The sequence below is a fragment of the Kribbella polygonati genome (assembly GCF_050320105.1).
GTDB lineage: Bacteria > Actinomycetota > Actinomycetes > Propionibacteriales > Kribbellaceae > Kribbella.
The window spans coordinates 460,462-479,450 of sequence record NZ_CP190129.1 but is presented as its reverse complement, the minus strand read 5'-3'; the positions used below and the strand labels follow the sequence as shown (position 1 = coordinate 479,450).

Annotated in this window: 20 protein-coding genes and 1 pseudogene; 7 read left to right on the top strand and 14 right to left on the bottom strand. The window is 71.1% G+C overall.

Annotation, left to right across the window (positions count from 1 at the left end; all coding sequences use genetic code 11):
* Positions 1 to 2: 2 nt before the first annotated feature.
* Genes ACQHIV_RS02205 through ACQHIV_RS02195 form a run of 3 tightly spaced genes read right to left on the bottom strand, consistent with a single transcriptional unit; the run spans position 3 to position 2,967 of the window.
* Positions 3 to 833 carry an SMP-30/gluconolactonase/LRE family protein gene (locus ACQHIV_RS02205; protein WP_427891140.1) on the bottom strand — a complete coding sequence of 277 codons (831 nt, stop codon included), beginning with the start codon at positions 831 to 833 and terminating at the stop codon, positions 3 to 5.
* A 38-nt stretch (positions 834 to 871) separates the two neighbouring features.
* The gene (locus tag ACQHIV_RS02200; protein ID WP_427891138.1) at positions 872 to 2,350 is read right to left on the bottom strand and encodes a hypothetical protein; all 1,479 of its coding nucleotides are present in this window, start codon (positions 2,348 to 2,350) and stop codon (positions 872 to 874) included.
* Complete coding sequence (locus tag ACQHIV_RS02195; protein WP_427891136.1) at positions 2,347 to 2,967, bottom strand: HAD-IA family hydrolase; 621 nt, start codon at positions 2,965 to 2,967, stop codon at positions 2,347 to 2,349. Before ACQHIV_RS02195 ends, ACQHIV_RS02200 begins: the two co-directional genes overlap by 4 nt.
* Positions 2,968 to 3,015: 48 nt before the next feature.
* On the opposite strand from ACQHIV_RS02195, the gene ACQHIV_RS02190 reads away from it, so the two are divergent.
* Complete coding sequence (locus ACQHIV_RS02190; protein WP_427891134.1) at positions 3,016 to 4,173, top strand: ROK family transcriptional regulator; 1,158 nt, start codon at positions 3,016 to 3,018, stop codon at positions 4,171 to 4,173.
* Here the strand turns inward: ACQHIV_RS02190 and ACQHIV_RS02185 are convergent.
* The 3 genes from ACQHIV_RS02185 to ACQHIV_RS02175 are packed head-to-tail and all read right to left on the bottom strand — an operon-like array spanning position 4,170 to position 6,530.
* Positions 4,170 to 4,763: a DinB family protein gene (locus tag ACQHIV_RS02185; RefSeq protein ID WP_427891133.1), complete on the bottom strand. Its 594-nt coding sequence runs from the start codon at positions 4,761 to 4,763 to the stop codon at positions 4,170 to 4,172. The genes ACQHIV_RS02190 and ACQHIV_RS02185 overlap by 4 nt on opposite strands.
* Complete coding sequence (thiD, locus tag ACQHIV_RS02180) at positions 4,760 to 5,566, bottom strand: bifunctional hydroxymethylpyrimidine kinase/phosphomethylpyrimidine kinase (RefSeq protein WP_427891132.1); 807 nt, start codon at positions 5,564 to 5,566, stop codon at positions 4,760 to 4,762. The genes ACQHIV_RS02185 and thiD overlap by 4 nt, the downstream gene beginning before the upstream one ends.
* Position 5,567: 1 nt before the next feature.
* Complete coding sequence (locus tag ACQHIV_RS02175; protein ID WP_427891131.1) at positions 5,568 to 6,530, bottom strand: thiamine-phosphate kinase; 963 nt, start codon at positions 6,528 to 6,530, stop codon at positions 5,568 to 5,570.
* A 125-nt stretch (positions 6,531 to 6,655) separates the two neighbouring features.
* Between ACQHIV_RS02175 and ACQHIV_RS02170 the strand changes: the two genes are divergently transcribed.
* Complete coding sequence (locus ACQHIV_RS02170) at positions 6,656 to 6,892, top strand: Lrp/AsnC family transcriptional regulator (protein ID WP_170990044.1); 237 nt, start codon at positions 6,656 to 6,658, stop codon at positions 6,890 to 6,892.
* A 31-nt stretch (positions 6,893 to 6,923) separates the two neighbouring features.
* Positions 6,924 to 7,400, top strand: a complete 477-nt coding sequence (locus ACQHIV_RS02165) for a DUF3515 domain-containing protein (RefSeq protein WP_427891129.1) — start codon at positions 6,924 to 6,926, stop codon at positions 7,398 to 7,400.
* On the opposite strand, the gene ACQHIV_RS02160 is transcribed toward ACQHIV_RS02165, so the two are convergent.
* Both ACQHIV_RS02160 and ACQHIV_RS02155 read right to left on the bottom strand, forming a co-directional pair.
* Entirely contained in the window at positions 7,384 to 8,598 is a 1,215-nt protein-coding gene (locus tag ACQHIV_RS02160; protein ID WP_427891127.1) for an MFS transporter, read from the bottom strand. The two genes, ACQHIV_RS02165 and ACQHIV_RS02160, sit on opposite strands and share 17 nt — an antisense overlap.
* The gene (locus tag ACQHIV_RS02155; RefSeq protein WP_427891126.1) at positions 8,591 to 9,166 is read right to left on the bottom strand and encodes a helix-turn-helix domain-containing protein; all 576 of its coding nucleotides are present in this window, start codon (positions 9,164 to 9,166) and stop codon (positions 8,591 to 8,593) included. The genes ACQHIV_RS02160 and ACQHIV_RS02155 overlap by 8 nt, the downstream gene beginning before the upstream one ends.
* Positions 9,167 to 9,320: 154 nt before the next feature.
* Between ACQHIV_RS02155 and ACQHIV_RS02150 the strand changes: the two genes are divergently transcribed.
* Complete coding sequence (locus ACQHIV_RS02150; protein WP_427891124.1) at positions 9,321 to 9,737, top strand: YciI family protein; 417 nt, start codon at positions 9,321 to 9,323, stop codon at positions 9,735 to 9,737.
* Positions 9,738 to 9,743: 6 nt separating this feature from the next.
* Positions 9,744 to 10,937 carry an RNA polymerase sigma factor gene (locus tag ACQHIV_RS02145; RefSeq protein WP_427891122.1) on the top strand — a complete coding sequence of 398 codons (1,194 nt, stop codon included), beginning with the start codon at positions 9,744 to 9,746 and terminating at the stop codon, positions 10,935 to 10,937.
* Between the two features lie 111 nt (positions 10,938 to 11,048).
* Here ACQHIV_RS02145 and ACQHIV_RS02140 read toward each other — a convergent pair.
* The 4 genes and pseudogenes from ACQHIV_RS02140 to ACQHIV_RS02125 all read right to left on the bottom strand — a co-directional run.
* A pseudogene (locus ACQHIV_RS02140) lies at positions 11,049 to 11,444 on the bottom strand (carboxylesterase family protein); the annotation flags it as partial.
* Positions 11,408 to 12,499, bottom strand: coding sequence for a carboxylesterase/lipase family protein (locus ACQHIV_RS02135; RefSeq protein ID WP_427891121.1), 1,092 nt, complete (start codon positions 12,497 to 12,499; stop codon positions 11,408 to 11,410). The pseudogene ACQHIV_RS02140 and the gene ACQHIV_RS02135, both read right to left, overlap by 37 nt.
* 9 nt (positions 12,500 to 12,508) lie before the next feature.
* Positions 12,509 to 13,639 (bottom strand): D-alanine--D-alanine ligase family protein, encoded by a 1,131-nt coding sequence (locus ACQHIV_RS02130; RefSeq protein WP_427891119.1) that lies wholly within the window; start codon positions 13,637 to 13,639, stop codon positions 12,509 to 12,511.
* A gap of 58 nt (positions 13,640 to 13,697) precedes the next feature.
* Positions 13,698 to 14,903, bottom strand: a complete 1,206-nt coding sequence (locus ACQHIV_RS02125) for a cytochrome P450 (protein WP_427891117.1) — start codon at positions 14,901 to 14,903, stop codon at positions 13,698 to 13,700.
* Between the two features lie 93 nt (positions 14,904 to 14,996).
* On the opposite strand from ACQHIV_RS02125, the gene ACQHIV_RS02120 reads away from it, so the two are divergent.
* Both ACQHIV_RS02120 and ACQHIV_RS02115 read left to right on the top strand, forming a co-directional pair.
* Positions 14,997 to 15,596, top strand: coding sequence for a TetR/AcrR family transcriptional regulator (locus ACQHIV_RS02120; RefSeq protein WP_427891115.1), 600 nt, complete (start codon positions 14,997 to 14,999; stop codon positions 15,594 to 15,596).
* A gap of 169 nt (positions 15,597 to 15,765) precedes the next feature.
* Entirely contained in the window at positions 15,766 to 16,986 is a 1,221-nt protein-coding gene (locus tag ACQHIV_RS02115; RefSeq protein ID WP_427891113.1) for a trans-sulfuration enzyme family protein, read from the top strand.
* 43 nt (positions 16,987 to 17,029) lie between these two features.
* On the opposite strand, the gene ACQHIV_RS02110 is transcribed toward ACQHIV_RS02115, so the two are convergent.
* Both ACQHIV_RS02110 and ACQHIV_RS02105 read right to left on the bottom strand, forming a co-directional pair.
* Complete coding sequence (locus ACQHIV_RS02110) at positions 17,030 to 18,205, bottom strand: MFS transporter (protein WP_427891111.1); 1,176 nt, start codon at positions 18,203 to 18,205, stop codon at positions 17,030 to 17,032.
* The gene (locus ACQHIV_RS02105) at positions 18,202 to 18,963 is read right to left on the bottom strand and encodes a DeoR/GlpR family DNA-binding transcription regulator (protein WP_427891109.1); all 762 of its coding nucleotides are present in this window, start codon (positions 18,961 to 18,963) and stop codon (positions 18,202 to 18,204) included. The genes ACQHIV_RS02110 and ACQHIV_RS02105 overlap by 4 nt, the downstream gene beginning before the upstream one ends.
* Positions 18,964 to 18,989: the final 26 nt, after the last annotated feature.

The window sequence follows — 18,989 nt, the reverse complement described above, 5'->3', positions numbered from 1 at the left end:
CGCTACCCGGCCGGTGGTACGGCGACCGGGACCGTGTGGATCTGACCGGTGCGGGCCGGGCCGCGGAGGCGGGCGAGGTTGTTGGCGATGGTGTCCTGCATGTGCCACTCGGAGGTGAGGATGCACAGCGTCGGGCCGTCGAAGTCGACCAGGGTGAGCGCGAAGGGCGCGCGGTTCTCCGGGAGGTCGATGCGCTGCAGGATCTCGCCGCCGTCGGCGACCCGGACCACGCCCTCACTGCCGGTCTGCGACCAGATCGCGCCCTCGGCGTCCAGGCAGATCCCGTCCGGGCCGAGGCTCTCGGCGTACACCCGGCGGTTCGTGAGGCCGCCGTCCGGCTGTACGTCGAACGCCGTCAACCGGCCGGCGAACGACTCCGCGACCACCAGCGTGCGGCCGTCCGGGGTGAGCACCATGCCGTTCGGGAACTCGATCCCGTCCGCCACCTCGCGGATCGCGCCGTCCGGTGTGACCAGCTTGATCCAGCCGGGCTTCGGTGCCTCTCCCCCGGAGAAGTCGAAGTCCGCGCCGTCCAGGTAGATGTTGCCATGGGCATCGACCACCAGCTCGTTCGCGTGCTGGTCCGCGAGGACGGTGACCGAGCCGTCGGGTTCGTACCGGCGGAGCTTGTCGCCGGTGGTCAGCAGCCGGCCGTCGGGGGTCCAGTCGATCGACCAGCCCATCAGGTGCTCGACCGGTACGTCGCGGAACTCAGGCTTGCCGTCCGCGTCGATCGCGACGACCTGCTGTTGGGTCCAGTTGCAGAACCAGAGCCGGCCGTCGTGCGAGCGGCCGGACTCGGGCATCGCCAGGCCGTCGATCAGGAGCTTCATGGTGTGCTGCCTTCCTCGTTCGGGGGTGCTTTCACCCACTACACGAACGAGGCACGGCCTGATCGACGGCTGAGCAGCAGAAGTACGCCGAGCAGCGGAAGCGTGATCAGGTACGCCGTCCGCAGGTCGAGGACCCGCGCGAGTACGGCGAGCAGCGCCGGGGCGACGAGGATCGCCGTACCGGAGGCCAGCGCGCCCACCGCGGCGAGGCGGGCCGAGCTGATCCCCGGGGTAGCGACCAGGGCGGCGAGCGTGACCGGATAGAGCGGCGCGACACCGAGCCCCGCCACGACCAGCCCGGCCGCCACTACCACCGGTACGTCGAACAGGCTCACCAGCAACGTGCCTGCCACCGCAAGCAGACTGGACGGAACCACCGGCGACCACCCCTTGAACCGGATCGGCCCGATCGCCCGCCCAACCGCCATACCAATCGGAAAAGCACTCCCCAGCAGCGCCGCGGTCGCCGTAGGTAACCCACTCGCCACCAACCGAGCCACCGCCCAAACCACAAAACAAAACTCAACAGCCACCGCCAACACCACCCGCAACCACCCCACCCCCACCTCCACCACAACCCGCCGCCCCACCTGCCGCCACTTCCCCACCAACCCAACAGCAGGCGCCGAGTCAATCAACACAGCCACCCCATCGCCCGCCCCCACAGCCCCCGCCGCACTGACCGCCCCCACAGCCCGTACCGCCTCCTCCGCACTGACCGCGCCAGACGCCTCCGCAGCCCACACCGCGCGGGACGCCCCTGCAGACGGCTCCGCCCCCGCAGCCCATTCCGCGTCGGCCACCCCCTCCGCCCGCACCTCGCCGGACACTCCCGCAGCCCTCACAGCCCGCTCCGCGCCGGGCGCCCCGGCAGCCACCTCCGCGCCGGACGCCGCCGCAGCCCGCGCCGCGCCCGCGGCCTGCTCCCGGTTTTCTCCCCGCTCCGCCGCGCGGAGCGCGGTGGAGCGTTTGCGGGTGAGAAGCGCGAGGAGTAGGAGCGGTGGGGCTGCGGCGAGCATGGCTAGCCGGCCCGTGGGGCCTAGGGAGTCCAGCGTGCCGATGGCCAGCGGGGCGAGGATTCCTGTGCCGCTGGCGACCGCGTTGACTCGACTGAGGCGAGACGCGGCAGCTGGTCCGTTCAGCATCAGCGGAGCGACAAGCACGAGCAGCGCCCCACCCAGGCCAACAAACAGCCCGCCCGTGATCGCCACGACGTACGAAGACGCCACGGCGATCAGCACCGCCCCCACAGCACACACAACCGACCCCAGCGCCAGCACGGTAGGCATCGCCCACCGCCGCAGCATCCGCGGACCCACCACCGCGACCAGCATCAGCCCAACAGCAAACCCGGACGACAGCAACGCCAGCCGGCTCGTCGGCTCCCGCAGGTCCCGGGCCAGGATCGCCACGCACGCCCCGAGCCCGGCCAGCACGAAGCCCATCGCCGACAGCGCGGTCCCGATCCGGAGCTCGTCGCTGCGGCTCCCGGCTTCGGCCGGGGCCTGCGCGGTCATTCCAGACCTTGGAACAGCGCGTCGAGCCGATGCAGGTCCGGGAGCTCGATGTCCGCCGGCACCCCCTTCAACCCGGCCGTCAACGCCCCGGACGCCTTCCCGGCGGTCAGCCCGACGACGGTGTCCTCGACCACCAGACACTCCGTCACCGGTACGCCGAGCAGCTCCGCCGCCCGCAGGTACCCTTCCGGATCCGGCTTCCCGCGGCTGACGTCGTCGATCGTCACGAGCACCGACGGCGCGATCCCGCCCGCGGCCAGCCGTACCTTGGCCAGCTGTGGCGGCGCACTGGTGTAGACCGCCCACGGCGTACCGATCCGCTCGAGGGTCGCGATCAGCTCGACCGCGCCCGGCTTCGCCACCACGCCGTCGACGTCGTTCACCTCGAGGTCGTACACCCGCGCCCACGCCGCGGTCAGCTCGTCCGCCGACGCGTCCGGCAGGAACTGCGCGACCGTCGCGGCGGCCGGGTTCCCGTGCGCGACCGCGAGCACCGCGGCCGGGTCCAGCCCGCACTCGACCGCCCAGCGGCTCCAGCTCCGGTCCACGACCGCGTCCGAATCCACCAACGTCCCGTCCATGTCGAACAGCACGGCGCGGATGTCCTGGATCTCCATCAACCCTCCCATTAAACTCGTCCTCCGAGCATAAACGGAAAGGCCGCGATGACTCCAGTACGCCGGGGACAATGGCAGACGGCCGCGGACGTCCTCAACCAGGTCGCCCGACAGCCGGGGATCACCCGCGCCGCGGTCGCCCGCACGCTCCGGCTGAGCACGGGCTCGGCCACGGAGGTGACGGCCCGGCTACGCGACGTACACCTGCTGACCGAGGCCCCTGCTCCCAGCCAGGGACGCGGCCGCCCGACGACCGTGCTGCAGGCACACCCGGAAGGCCCTGTGGTGCTGGCACTCGACCTACGGCAGAGCAACTGGCGCAGTGCGGTCGTAGCGCTGGATGGCACCCTCCAGGACCAGCAGCACCAACGCCACCGGAGCCGCCGCGCCCAGGTGGTGCTCAAGAACCTCCGGCAGACCGTAGAGCAGACGCACGAGCAGTACGGCGACCGCCTGCAGCTTGTGAGCCTCGCCGTACCGGGCACTGTCCGCGACAACCAGCTCATGCAGGCACCCACGCTCGAGTGGGCCGAGCTGGACCTCGCACAAGTCACAGCCGACGTCGACGTACCGCTGCTGGCGGGCAACGACGCAACGCTCAGTGGTGTGGCCGAGGCACGGACCGGCGCGGCCGCGGGCGCTGGTACGGCGGTGCACCTGATCATCGAGGTGGGTATCGGCGGGACGTTGCTGATCGACGGCGTACCGGCTCAGGGCGCCTCCGGTGCGGGTGGTGAGTACGGGCACGTGCCGTTCGGCGACCGCTCTCGCACCTGTCCGTGCGGTGCGCGCGGCTGCTGGGACCTGGAGATCGACGGACGTGCCCTGGCGCGCCACTTGAAGCAGCCGGCCCCTGACGACCCCGTGGCATACGCAGAGGAGGCACTGCTACGCCAAGACCGTCCCGCACGCACAGCCGTGGCCAGGGTTGTGACCGCACTCGGCTCCGGCATCGCAGGGCTCGTCAACGCGCACGACCCGGACGTTGTCACCATCGGTGGGCTGGCGATCCCCCTACGCGCTGCTGCTGAGGACACGTTCCAAGAGGCCTACAAGAGCGGCCTGATGACCTTCCACCGCGGTTCGCCACCACCAGTGCTGCCGGCCAGGCACCAAGCGGACGGCCCGCTGCGTGGGGCGGCGGCGTTAGCGCTCGACCAGCTGACCAGCGAGCCGGCAGTCGCCGCCTGGGCTGCCCAACGCTAGTCGGCCACTTCCTCTTCCACCGGCCGCGGCTTGGGGACGATCGGCGGCTCGACCTTCGCCAGGATCTCGGTGATGTCGTGCCGGTGGTGCTGGATCTCGTGGGCGGTGTGCCGGATGATCCAGCCCAGCGTCCGCGGCGCCCGCACCGGGTAGTTGTACAGCCCGAGCTTCCCCAGCTGCTGCGGCTGCAGCACCCGCGCCGCGGCGCCGAACTCGCGCGCGAACCGCATCAGCGCGGCCGCGACCTCCATCGGGTCCTGGTCCTCGTACTTCTGCTGCTTCACCCGCCCGGTCCGGTCCATCGGCGCGTACACCGGCCGGTCCTCCGCCAGGCACTGCGCGATCCGCAGCCGCTGCACCTCGAGTACGTCGCGCACGTGGCACGCGTACTCGATCGCCGACCACACCTCGGGCTCCGGCCGCAGCCGCACCACGTTCGCGTCCGGACCGGCGGCCGCCTTGGTCAAGGCCATCGCACAGTCCGCGGCCTGCCGGATCAGCAGCGTCACGGTGCCCTGCAGGTCACCCGTGTCGTAGCTGAATCCGCACTGCTCGCAGTACCCGTCGACCGGGGGCTGCTGCTTGCTCAACTGCCACTCCCTCGAAATCTCCATGCGTGGTCGACCGGACCGATCCCGTCGCCCAGGGCGAACCCGGCCGCGATCGCACCGGTCACGTACTCCTTCGCAGCGCCAACCGCGTCCGGTACGTCGTGCCCACGGGCAAGGTACGCCGCTATGGTGCTCGCCAGCGTGCAACCGGTCCCGTGTGTGTGCCTGTTGTCGGCACGGGGCGCACTGTACGCACGGCGTACCCCAGGACCGTGCAGGATGTCGACAGCCGCCGTACCGACGTCATGGCCGCCCTTCACGAGCACCCAGGTCGCACCCGCGTCCAGCAGCACCTTCGCGGCGAGGTCCCGGTCCTCCACGGTCTCCAGCTCGACACCGGACACCGGGCCGAGCTCCGTGAGGTTGGGCGTCAGCACGGTGGCCAGTGGGACGATCTCCGACCGTACGGCGTCCATCGCGTCCGCCGCGAGCAGCGGGTCGCCGTGCTTGGACACCGACACCGGGTCGACCACGACCGGTACGCCGTCGGGCAGCGTGCGCAGCAGCGAAGCCACCACGCGGACCATCGACTCGGACGCCAGCATGCCGGTCTTCACCGCGTCGACGCCGATGTCGTCGACGACGCTGCGGAACTGCGCGCGGACCTGTTCCTCGGGCAGTTCCCAGGCGCCCTGGACGCCGCGGCTGTTCTGCGCGGTGATCGCGGTCAGCACGCTCATGCCGTGCACGCCGTTGGCGAGCATCGCCTTCAGGTCCGCCTGGATCCCGGCCCCGCCACCGGAGTCGGAACCGGCGATCGTCAGCACTCTGGGGGGCGGCATCTCAACTCCTGAAATGTGCGTGTCCGGTCTCTGCAGCATACGGCGCGCCGTCCACCGTGACGGTCCCGGGCGGGCGTTCCTCGTTGCCCTCGGCAACCGAGCCGATGACGGTCCAGCCCTCGGGTACGTCGGCCGGCTCGAAGGTGCCGACCAGGGCATGGTCCTCGCCGCCGGTCAGCACGAACTTGAGCGCGTCCGCACCCGTCGCGGCGGCCACCGCCTGCAGCGGTTCCGGCACGGTCAGCGCCTTGGTGTGGATGTCGATGATCACCTGGCTGGCCACCGCGATGTGGCCGAGATCGGACAGCAGCCCGTCGCTCACGTCACACATCGAGGACGCCCCGCGGAGCGCCGCCTTCGGACCATCGGCGTACGGCGGCTGCGGGCGCCGGTGCGCCTCGACGACGGCCCGCGGCGAACGGAACCCGCGGGCCAGCACCGCCCAGCCCGCCTCCGCCCAGCCGAGCCGGCCGATGTACGCGACCTCGTCGCCCGGGCGCGCGCCGGAACGCAGTACGGGTGCGCGGCCGTCCAGCGAGCCGAACGCGGTCACCGACACGACGATCTTGTCCGACTGCACGGTGTCACCGCCGACGATGCTCGCGCCGACCAGTTCGCACTCGTCGATCAGGCCCTGGTTCAGCTCCAGCGCCCAGGCGGTCGGCAGGTCGGCCGGGCCGCCGAACCCGACCACCAATGCGGTCGGGCGGGCGCCCATCGCGACCACGTCGGCCAGGTTCTGGGCGGCGGCCTTGCGGCCCACGTCGTACGCCGACGACCAGTCCCGGCGGAAGTGCCGGCCCTCCACCAGCAGGTCGGTGGTGATCACCATCCGGCCGTCCGGCACCGCCAGCACGGCCGCGTCGTCGCCGGGACCTACCAGGACGTCCTCACTCTGGGGCAGCCTCTTGGTGACGGCCGCGATCAGGCCGAACTCACCCGTGCTCCCCAACGTCTCTGTCACGTCAGCAGACCTCCCATATCGCTAGCCGGAGTCTAGGCGGTACCGTGACGGAGCAACGAGTACGCCCGGCCACCTGGCAGTACTGTGGCCGGAGCCCAGCTGAGGACGACTGAGTGGAGAACGACGTGGTGGTCCAGGCCTACATCCTGATCCAGACCGAGGTCGGCCGGGCGGCCGACGTGGCGGCGCAGATCGCCGAGGTCCAGGGCGTCACCCTGGCCGAGGACGTCACCGGTCCGTACGACGTGATCGTCCGCGCGGAAGCCCGCAACGTCGACGAGCTGGGCAAGCTGGTGGTTGCCCGGGTCCAGAACGTCCCCGGCATCACCCGCACGCTGACCTGCCCCGTCGTCCACATCTGAAGGCCGTACGGGGAACCCACCGGACTCCAGCATGCCCAAGGTCCTCTCCCGCGTGGCCCGGAGCGCGGGCGCGGCACTCGCCGTACTCCTCATCGCCGCGTGCAGCCCCGGGGCCGCGCCGGTCCCGGTGCCCTCGCCCGCGCCCGAGGTCGCTGCCGCCTGCACGAACCTGGTCAAGGCACTCCCCGACAAGGTCCTCGACGCCAAGCGCCGCAAGACCACCCCGGAGAGCCCCCTCACCACCGCGTACGGCGACACGCCCATCGAGGTGACCTGCGGCGTCGCCGCCCCCGCCGGCATGGCCGAGGCCCAGTCCCAGTGCTTCGAGGTCAACGGCGTCGGCTGGTTCGCCAAACAGGTCCAGAACGGCTACATCTTCACCACCATCGGCCGCACCATCTACTTTGAGGTAGCCGTCCCCGACAAGTACGCCCCCGAAGCCAACGCCCTCACCGACGTCGCGGACGCCGTCCACAAGTACGACAAACTCGTCACCCCCTGCATCTGAACTCGGCCGTCGTCACGGCGATCACCGCCGCGAGCAAGCAGATCACGGCGCATCCGGCGAAGAAGACGCCAGGTCCCCAAACAGCAGTCACCACGCCGGTCACCGGATACAGGAGTGGACTGAGGCCGACGGTGGAGAGGGACGTCACCGAACCGACTCTGCCGAGGTAGCGAGGATCGGTCTTGCGTTGAAGCAGGGCATTGCCCAGCGCCGACGCGACACCGCTGATCATTCCGAGCACACCCGAACCGGCGATCAGCATCTCGGCCGTACTCACCTGCCCCAAGGCACCGACGAGTACGGCGGTCGCCAGCAGGGAACACGCGAGTACGACGCCTGCCCGCGGGACGTGGGTCAGCGCCGTGAGCAGAATCCCGGCGACGGCACCTCCAACGCTGAATGCCGTGAGCGTCCACCCGAGAACGGCCGCGGTCCAGTGGCGTTCGGCGGTCAGCAGGACCAGACCGACGCCGACCGGACCGCTGAAACACAGGTCGCCCAGCCCAACCACCACAACCAGCCGGGCCAGTTGCCGGTTCTGCCGCAGGTGCCGCAGCCCGTCCTTGAGGTCGGCGAACGCTGAGCCTGCGGACCGCCCGCCCGGCTGTATCCGGTTCAAGCGGACCGCAAGCAGGAGACCGACCGACAGGCTGAACAGCAAGCCGGCCAGACCGAACCCGCCCGCGACTCCGGTGGCAGTCAGCACGATCGCAGCGATCATGGGACCAGCCGCGTTGCCGAGACGGACCGCCAGCATTCGCAGCCCCTGAACCTGGCCTAGTTGGTCCGGATCGGTAAGCCGGCCGGCCAGTGCCCCGACCGCCGGCATGAACAGTGCGTCGATCACGCCGAAGACCAGCGCAACGGCGAACAGCATCAACAGCCCGGCAGGTGAGAACTGCAGCAGCGCGGCAGCGCAGAACACGATCAGGCAGCGAGCGAGATCGCTGCCGATCACCACTCGGCGCGGTCCGTACCTGTCAGCGATCACCCCGCCGGCCAGCATCAGCACCGCCCGTGGAACGGCTCCGACCGCAAGCACCGCGCCGACCTGCGTGGCCCCGGCCGTTTGGGTCACCGCCCAGGACAGGGTGAGAAAGAAGGCGACGTCGCCGGTGACGGATGCGGCGTAGGCAGCACTCCAACGCAGGACGTTGCCGTCCCGGTAGGCGACGCTCGGCGTCGCGCCCCTAAGCATCGTCGTCCGGCTCTACCAGTGGAAACGCGTGCAGTTGGAGGGCCACCGGCACGCCTGCACTGTTCTCGCGGTCACGGTACTTCTTGACCACCGCAGCTAGCTCGGCCTTCGCCTCGTTGAGCTCAGCCGGCGTCAGTCGCAGCGTGTAGTTGCTGAACGTGGACGCCTCGTACCACTCGTCCGGCAGTAGCGGAGCTGTGTAGGCAAGCCGTCGGAGTTGCTCACTGTACGCAAGCACCACTGCATGCAGGTACGCCCGGCCGTCCTGTCGCTCGTCGGGACTACTGTCCGCGGGCTGATGCACGGACGAGCGATGCCGAGCCCGCCACCAGCGGTCGCGCCGAGTACCGCGCTCGAGGTCCTCCTCGATCAGCCCCCCGTCCGCCAGCCGCCGCAGGTGGTAGCTCGCCGCACCCGAGTCGATCTCGTAGTGCGCCGCAAGCTGCCGTGCCGTCGCAGGCCCGCGCTGCCGCAGGTGCTCCAGCAGAGTCAGCCGCATCGGATGCGCCAGCACCCGCAGGGTGGCCGCGTCCAAGGTGATGTCGCCCGCCGGCAGCTCGTCGCTCATGGCCCCCAGAGTAACCCAGAAGAGTTCTTCGCGAAGACTTCTTCTCATTGGCTTGCGCGCAGACTTCCACGAGACTTGTCCGGTTCGGCCAGGTGGGAGCGACGTCTCGGGTGGAAGTGCCCGGTGGTGGGTGCTCGGACGGATGGAGATGGTGATGAAGTACATGATCCTGACGTACGCGTCGCAGCAGGACTACGACGGGATGGCGGGGAAGGCGAGCGGGAAGCCGGCGTGGGATGCGGCGGACTTCGCGGCGATGGGTGAGTTCATGGAGAAGTTCAACGGTGAGTTGGCCGCCTCGGGTGAGCTGGTGGAGACGCGGGGGCTGGCGGCGCCGGTGCTGACCCGGCGGCTGGGGTCGAAGGACGGGCAGCTGGTGGTCACGGACGGGCCGTACGCCGAGACCCAGGAGGTGCTCGCCGGGTACTGGATCGTGGAATGCGAGTCCTTCGACCGCGCGACCGAGATCGCGTCCCGCCTGGCCGACACCCCGAGCCCGGAGTTCGTGCGGGCCACGGCGTACGCCGACGTCCGCCCGATCGTCGAGGGCCGCGACGAACTGGTGGAGTGAGTCCGGATGGTGATCGACGAACTGCTGCGGGAGCTGGCGCCGCAGGTGCTCGGGGCGTTGGTGCGGCGGTACGGGCACTTCGACACGGCGGAGGACGCTGTGCAGGAGGCGTTGCTCGCGGCGGCGCAGCAGTGGCCGGAGGACGGCGTACCGGCGAGCCCGCGTGGGTGGTTGATCACGGTGGCTTCGCGGCGGCTGACGGATCTGCTCCGGCGGGAGCAGGCCCGTCAGCGGCGGGAGGACCGGGTCGCGCGGTGGGCGCCGCAGGGTGATCCGGTGGGCGACGCCGACGACACGCTGGTGCTGCTGTTCCTGTGCTGCCACCCGTCGCTGTCGCCGGCGTCCCAGATCGCGTTGACGCTCCGGGCGGTCGGCGGTCTGACGACGGCCGAGATCGCCCGGGCGTTCTTGGTGCCCGAGGCAACGATGACCCGGCGGATCACCCGGGCGAAGGCGAGCGTCAAGGACAGCGGCGCCCGGTTCACCCTGCCGGCTGACCGGGAGGAGCGGCTGGGCGCGGTGCTGCAGGTCGTGTACCTGATCTTCAACGAGGGCTACGCGAGTACGACGGGCCCGCACCTGCAGCGGGTCGAGCTGGCAGCCGAGGGGATCCGGCTGGCCCGGATGCTGTACCGGATGCTGCCCGGCGACGCCGAGGTGGCCGGACTGCTGGCGTTGCTGCTGCTCACCGACGCCCGCCGCCCGGCGCGCACCGGCCCCCTCGGCGAGCTCGTCCCGATGGCGGAGCAGGACCGGTCGCGGTGGATCCCGGAGCTGATCCGCGAGGGCGTCGACCTGATCACCGCGACACTCCCCCGCGGCCCGGTCGGCCCGTACCAGCTGCAGGCCGCGATCGCCGCGGTCCACGACGAGTCCCCGTCCGCGGACGAGACCGACTGGCCGCAGATCGTCGCGCTGTACGAGGTGCTGCTGCAGCTCACCGACAACCCGATGGTCGCCCTCAATCACGTGGTCGCGGTCGCGATGGCCCGCGGCCCGGCGGAAGGCCTGCGTCTGCTCGGGAAGATCGAGCACGACGACCACCTCGCCAAGGACCACCGGCTGTTCGCGGTCCGGGCGCACCTGCTGGAAATGTCGGGCGACAGGCCTGCCGCCCGAGCCGCGTACGAGGAGGCCGCTCGCCGGACGACGAGTCTCCCGCAACAGCGCTACCTGAACAGCCGCGCCAGCAACCTCTGACCCCGCCCACCACGAGCGGACGTGGCCGGTTGACGGGGCCTAGCCGGCGTTGCGGGGACCGTGAACAAGGTATGCACTGGGCACTCCCACGAGAACCTGTGCACGGTCCCGCTAGTGGTGCCAGCAGGCGCGTTCGTCGGGGCGGTCGTTGGTGGTGGTGCCGGAGGCACCGGCGAAGTGGCGGCTGAGGCGTTCGGGGCGGGTGTACGCCGGCCAGCCCGGATCACCGGTCCGCGCGAAATCGATCCAGGCCGTGTGCACGAGGTCCGCCAGGCGCTGGGGCGGCCGGGCGCCGAGCATCGGCGCGACGGACGGGTCGTCCAGGTTGTCGAACACGAAGGCCAGCTCGATCGCGTGGCACGCGCCGAGCGTCCCGTGGCAGGCAGGCGACCGCCAGCCGAACTCGTACAGGTACGTCCCGGGATGCGCCTCGGCCAGCCGGATCGCGGGGATCCGGTAGTACGAGTCGGTCATGATCGCGGCCAGCACCTCGCCGGGCGTCGCGGACGATTCGCGCGATACCGCCGTACGCCGTTCAGCGACAGCCCGAAGCGCGTCCGGGCGGCGGCGTACAGCAGCGGGGTGCTGAGCTTGGCCGCGACACCGGTCGGGATCAGGAAGAGCCGCGCTTCCTCGCTGTTGGTGCCGACCATCAGGTCGACGTCCGCGCCGGCTCCGGCCCGGATCAGGTCGAGCGGCGCGGCCGGGAGCAGCGTGCCGTCCTCCACCGGGCTGAACGGCAGCAGCGTGCGCGCGACGTCGCCCCACACCTTGGCCCGCGCCTTGCCCATCACCTGCCGGCCGAGCTGGTCCTGCGCTGCGAGCAGCCGCTGCAACGGCACCTGGGCGATCGCCTCGCGGGTCGGCGCCGTCCCGAGCATCGCGGCCAGCCGTTCGCCGACCAGCCGGGCGGTGGCGGCGTCGATCGTGTTGTTCGCCGCGCCCGACTCGGCGATCGCCCGGTGGAACAGGCCCGCGGCGGCCGGCATCGCGAGCAACGTGCAGACGCTCATCGCACCGGCCGACTCGCCGAAGATCGTCACGTTGCCGGGGTCGCCGCCGAACGCCGCGATGTTGTCGCGGACCCAGGTCAGCGCGGCGATCTGGTCCAGCAGCCCGAGGTTGGGCGAGCCCTCGCCGAACCACAGGAACCCGTCGGCGCCGAGCCGGTAGTTGATCGTCACCAGTACGACGCCGCCCCGTGCGAACCGGCTGCCGTCGTACACCGACAGCGCGCCGGCGCCGCTGGTGAACGATCCGCCGTGGACGAACACCATCACCGGGGCGTTCCCGTCCAGGTCCGGCGACCAGACGTTCAGGTTCAGGTAGTTGTCACCCGGGACGATCGCCCGTGGGACGAGCTCCGCGAGCGGCCCGTCGGCGCCGGTCTGCGGCGCCGTCGGCCCGTACGACGTCGCCTTCAACGGCGCGCTCCACGGCTGCGGCGGGCGCGGTGGCCGGAAGCGGTCCGGCCCGACCGGCGGCGCGGCGTACGGGATGCCCTTGAAGACGAGCGAGTCGGTGCCCAGGACGGGTCCGTACCGGGTGTCGGCGAGCGCCATGCCGACGGCTCAGCGGAGTCCGGTCGGGCGGGTCATCGCGAGCTGCAGCAGGTGCTCGACCAAGCTCGCGTAGTCCTTGCCGGAGGCCGCCCACAGCCGCGGGAACATGCTGGTCGGGGTGAACCCGGGCATCGTGTTGATCTCGTTGATGATCACCCGGTTCTCTTCGTCGACGAAGAAGTCGACGCGGGCCAGGCCCTCGCCCTCGATCGCGTCGAAGGCGATCAGCGCCTTGGCCCGGATCTCGTTCGCGAGCTCAGCGGGCAGGTCGGCCGGGACCGAGAGCGCCAGGTACTCCTCGCCTTCCGGCAGGTACTTGGTCTCGAAGTCGTAGAAGTCGTGCCCGCCGCCGGACACCGCGACCTCGCCGCAGACGCTGACCTCGGCCTTGGTGCCGTCGAGTCCACCGAGGACGCCGACCTCGATCTCCCGCGGGCTCTTCGCCGACGCCTCGACGATCACCTTCGGGTCGTGCGCGCGGGCCTCGACCATCGCGTCGTCGAGCTCGTCCAGGCTGTTCACCTTGGTGATCCCGAGGCTCGACCCGCCGCGGCACGGCTTCACGAAGACCGGGTAGCCGAGCGCGTCGACGGCCTCCCGGCAGCCGGCCGGGTCCTGCCGCCAGTCCCGGTCCCGGATCACGACGTACGGCGTGACGGCGAGACCGGCGGCCTGGAACACGACCTTCATGTAGTGCTTGTCCATCCCGACCGCGCTGGCCAGGACGCCGGACCCGACGTACCGGATGTCCGACATCTCGAGCAGGCCCTGGATGGTGCCGTCCTCGCCCCACGGGCCGTGCAGCAGCGGGAACACCACGTCGACCTCGCCAAGCGTGCTCGGCACCTGGCCGGGCTCGCTGACCACGAGCTCGCGGTTCGCGCCGAACAGCACCGGCATCGCGGTCACGTCGACCTCGGGGAGCTTGCCGTCGGTGATCGACAGCCGCTCGGGATCGCCGCTCTCCAGCACCCAGTGCCCGCTGGTACTGATCCCGACCGGTACGACGTCGTACCGGTCCCGGTCGATCACCTGCAGCACGTTCGCCGCGGTCACGCAGGAGATCGCGTGCTCGCTCGACCGGCCGCCGAACACGACAGCGACCCGGGGCTTGCGCTTGTCTTCCGAGTACTCGCTCACCGGCTCGACTGTAGCGGTCCGGAGATCGTGATCCGACCGGGGTTCGGTTAAGAAGTGTTCAGATCCTCACGTCCCAGCCGACTGGCAACGCTGTCACTCCGTATACGAGCGTGTTCACCCGGTAGTCAATTTCCTCGAACGGTACGGCGAGCCGCAGCGTCGGGATCCGGGTGAACAGCCGGGTGAACACCTCCTGCAGTTCGAGCCGCGCAAGCTGCTGCCCGATGCACTGGTGCGGCCCGAAACCGAACGCGACATGCGCCGCCGCGTCCCGCTCCAGGTCCAGCCGGTCCGGGTCCGGGAACACGGTCTCGTCGCGGTTCGCCGAGGACAGCGCGGCGATCAAGTACTCCCCCGCGTCGATCGTCGCCGGTCCGACCGTCAGCTCGTCCGTCACCTCCCGGAACAGGCCGAAATGCACCACCGACAGGTAGCGCAGCAGTTCCTCCACCGCGGCCGGGACCCGCGCCGGATCGGAACGCAGCAGGTCGAGCTGCGCCGGATTCCGCAGCAGCGCGAGCGTGCTGAGCGCGATCATGTTCGCGGTCGTCTCGTGGCCGGCGATCAGCAGCGTGACGCCGACCGTCACCAGCTCCTCGATCGTCAACGGCGTACCGAGCTCCTCGCCGCGGGTGATCAGCCGGGACAGGATGTCGTCCTCGCGATGCGCCTGCTTCGCCAGCACCAGGCCGACGATGTACTGGTTCAGGTCGTCGCTGGCCCGCTGGATCTCCTCGGTCCATCCGTCCACCCGGACGAGCTGGGCGCTGCGCTCCTGGAACTCGTCGCGGTCCGCGTACGGGACGCCGAGCAGCTCACAGATCACCAGCGACGGGATCGGCAGCGCGAACTCCTGCACCAGGTCGACGGGTCCGCCGGACTCCAGCATCGCGTCGATCCGCTCGTCGACCATTGCCGCGACCCGGGGCCGCAGCGCCTCCATCCGCTTGACCGCGAACTCGGTCGCGAGCATCCGGCGCAGCCGTTTGTGCGCCGCCCCGTCGACCTGCAGGATCGAGCCCGACTCCACCTCCCGGTCCAGGTCCGCGTCCGGTACGACGTGGTCGGACGGCGCGAGCCGCGAGCTCAGCCGGGTGTCCCGCAGCAGCGTGCGGACGTCGTCGTACCGGCTGATCACGTACGCGTCGACGCCGGCCGGCGTGGAGACCTTCGCGGGCGCCGCGGTCCGGCGGTACCCGGCGTACTCGGGGGCAGGGTCGAACGGACAGCCGGACGGCCGGTTGACGGGGAAGCTCTCGGTCATCGCGTGCCTCTCGTCGAGAATTTGGTAGTGACTACCATATGGCTGATACTCCCAGCTGGGAAGGGTGGCGGTAGTCTGCCCGCGGAGGTGCTGATGGGACTGCGCGAGGTGAAGCGGGAGCGGACCCGCCGGCTGATCGCGGACAAGGCGTTCGAGCTGTTCTGCGACCACGGGTTCGGCCGGACCACGGTCGAGCAGATCGCGGCCGCGGCCGAGGTCGGCCCCAGCACGCTGTACCGGTACTTCCCGACCAAGGAGACGCTGGTCCTCGAGTTCGTCGACGACTGTCTCGCCGACGCCGTCAGCTGGTTCGCCGACCAGCCCGCGCTCGACCTGAGCGACGGGCTGCGCACCGTGATCGAGCGCGTCCTCGAACAGCTGGAGACCAACCCGGACCGGGTCCGCGCGGTGTTCGACCTGGCCGAGCGGAACAGCTCGGTGAGCGCACATCTCAACGAGCTGATCTGGCGGTTCCGCAACGACCTCGCCGCCCAGCTGGTACGGCGGCTGCCGGGCGACCCGACGCACGCGGAGTTCGTCGCCGCGCTGTCCGCCGGCATCACGATGAACGTCATCGAGAACGTCGTCCGCGTCTGGGTCGACCACCCGGGGCCGGTCGACGCCCGGCAGCTCGCTCGGCAGGCGATCGCACTCCTGGAAACCGGCCGCCTCCCCCTCCCCGGCTCGGACTGACCACCCCGCCACCCCTTCCCCCACCGCGCAGCGGTCGGCTCCGCCATCCCGCCCGCCCCCGGCTCGGGCTGAGCACCCCGCCGCCCCCTCACCCGAGCGCAGCGGTCGGCTCCGCCGTCCCGCCCGCCCCGCTGGGGGACGGCGCGCGCTCGGCAGCGACAATCCGGCTATGACTTCTGACCTCGACCCGTCCACCGTCGTCGTCCACGCCGGCCGCCCGGAGCGGGTGCCGAACGCGCCCGTCGGACCATCGCCGGTGTTCAGCTCGACGTACGTCGCCGGCGGCGATCGCGGGTACGGGCGGTTCGGCAACGACGCCTGGTCCGCGCTCGAGGACACCCTCGGTCAGCTCGAAGGCGGCCGCGCGCTGAGCTTCGCCTCCGGGATGGCGGCAGCCGCCGCGGTGATCGACCTCGTCCCGGTCGGCGGCCGCGTGGTCGCGCCGCAGCACGCGTACTCCGGGGTCCTCGCGCTCCTCGACCAGTACGCCGGGACCGGCCGGCTCAGCGTTCAGCGAGTCGACATCGCGGACACCGAGTCGGTCGCCGACGCGCTCGCCACCGCGCAGGCCGGTGCCGACGGCCCGGGCGGCGGTGCGGGCGGCGGTGCGGGCGGCGGTGTGGGCGGCGGTGTGGATCTGCTGTGGATCGAGTCACCGACCAACCCGGCGATGGAGGTCGCCGACATCCCGGCCCTCGCCGCGGCCGCGCACGCCGCCGGCGCGACCGTGGTCGTCGACAACACGTTCGCCACTCCGCTGCTGCAGCAGCCGTTGCGGCTCGGCGCGGACGTGGTGATGCACTCGGCCACCAAGTTCATCGCGGGCCACTCGGACGTGATCCTCGGCGCGGTGGTCACCGCCGACGACGACCTGTGGTCCGCGATCGAGCTGCGGCGCCGCAGCCTCGGCGCGAACGCCGGATCGATGGACGCCTGGCTCGCGCTCCGCGGCCTGCGGACGCTCGCGCTCCGGCTGGACCGCGCGCAGTCGAACGCGGCGTACCTGGCCGAGCGGCTGCTGCGGCACCCGCGGGTCAGCCGGGTCCGGTACCCCGGGCTGCCCGACGATCCCGGTCACGCCCGCGCCACGGCGCAGATGTCCGGCTTCGGTGCGATCCTCGCGATCGAGCTCGGCGGCGACGCGGAGTACGCGCAGAAGGTCTGCGAGAGCACGAACCTCTGGGTCCACGCCACCAGCCTCGGCGGGGTCGAGTCGCTGCTCGAACGCCGCCGCCGCTGGCCGATCGAGGTGCCGACGATCCCGGAGGACCTGATCCGGCTGTCGGTCGGCATCGAGCACCCAGCCGACCTCTGGGCCGACCTCGAGCAGGCGTTGGACCGGATCCCCAGCCCATCACAATCGGCCGCGGCACCCGCGCCGCCAGCCTGACGCGGCCCGCGGCGGGCGATTGTGATGGGCTGCAGATCCGCCCTCAGGCGCCTGGCGAGCGCTTGAGGATCGGCCCGCCGAAGAACGTGAGCACGCACAGCACGACCGGCAGGACGAACGCGATGTTCAGCGGCATCCAGTGCGCGAGGCCGCCGATCAGCGCCGGGCCGGCCAGCAGGCCGACGTACCCGAGGCCGACCACGCGGGCCATCAGCGCGCCCGACGACCGCGGGTCGAGGTTGCCGGCGGCGGTGAACAACTGCGGTACGCCGCCGGCCAGGCCGAGGCCGAAGATCGCCCAGCCGACGAGTGCGACCGGCACCCACGGGATCACGATCACCAGGGTCAGGCCGACCGCCGCCATCGCGGCACCCCAGCGCACGATCGCGGCCGGGCCGACCACGGCGGCGACCCGGTCGGTGAGGAAGCGGCCGACAGTCATCGCGACCGCGAACGCGCCGTACGCGTACGCGGCGGTGCTGACCGACGTACCGAGGATGTCGCGGAAGTGCAGCGCTGCCCAGTCGTTGGCGACCCCCTCGGACAGCATCAGCCCGAACGCGAGCCCGCCGAGCGCCCAGACCAGCTTGGCGGACGGCTTCTGCCGTGGCGCTTCGTCGTGCTCCTCGTGAGGTTCGGTTGCCTCCAGCAAGAATCGGCTGGCGATCAGCGACAGTACGACGCAGACCACGCCGGCCAGCGCGAGCGTGACCTCGGTCGGTACGCCGGCCCGCAGCGTGGCGGCGCCGACGACCGCGGCGATCGCGCCGCCGATCGACCACATCGCGTGGAACGCCGCCATGATCGGTCGCGGGTACCCACGCTCGACGACCACGGCCTGCGCGTTCATCCCGACGTCGATCGAACCGTTGCCGAAGCCGACGAAGATCAGCGCGATCCCGAGGGTCCACCAGTTCGTGGCCAGCCCGGGGCCGGCGAGCGCGAGCCCAAGCAGGATCCCGGCTGCGGGCACGAGCCGGCGCTGGCCGATCTTGTCGACGAGTGGACCGGCGACCTGCATGCCGGTGAACGCGGCGGCGCCGAGCACCAGCAGGAGCAGCCCGAGCGTGCTGTGCGTGATCCCGGTCGCCTGCTCGATACTCGGGATGTGCACCACCCACATTCCGACGGCGAACCCGTTCAGCCCGAAGTACAACCAGGTGGCGACCCGGGCGGCGCGGGGTGGAGCGGTCTGGAGTTGTACGTCGACGGCGTTCAAGAGGCGACCTCTACCAGGGCGCCGCGCTGGATGAGCACTGTTCGTTGGTCCTCGGGTGCGGAGTCGTCGGTGATGATCAGGTCGGGGCGGTCCGCCGGGCAGATGTAGGCGAGGGCGGCACGGTCCCACTTGGCGCCGTCGGCCAGCACGATCGTGCGGGTGGCGACGTTCATCGCCTCCTGCTTGACCTCGGCGTCGCCCAGGTCGAAGGCGGTCAGCCCGGCATCCAGGCTGAACGCGCACGGGCTCAGTACGGCGGCGTCGAACCGGAGCGCCCGCAACGAGGCCACGGTCAGCGGGCCGACCAGCGAGAGCTCGCCCTTGCGCGCCTCGCCGCCCGGCATCAGCAACCGGATCCGCGGCGCGTCCGCCAACTCGTGCGCGACGTGCAGCGACAGCGGCATGACCGTCAGCGCGCGGTCGTGGAGCAGCTTGGCGGTCTCGAGTGCCGTCGTACCGCTGTCGAGAACGATCGTCTCGCCGTCGCGGAGGTGCTCGACGGCGGCGCGGGCGATCGCCTGCTTGGCGGCCACGGCGGCCTGCGAACGCAGCGAGTGCGGCGGCTCCAGACCGGACGGCATCGCCGACACCGCGCCGCCGTGGACGCGTTTCAGCACGCCCTGCGCGGCCAGGAAGTCGAGGTCGCGGCGGACCGTCATGTCCGACGCCTCGGTGGCCTCGACCAGTTCCTGGACCGACACTCGGTCGACGACTCGCAGGCGTTCTACGATCACTTGGTGCCGTTCCGCACTTCTCATGCGCAAAAAACTACCATCCGCCTGAT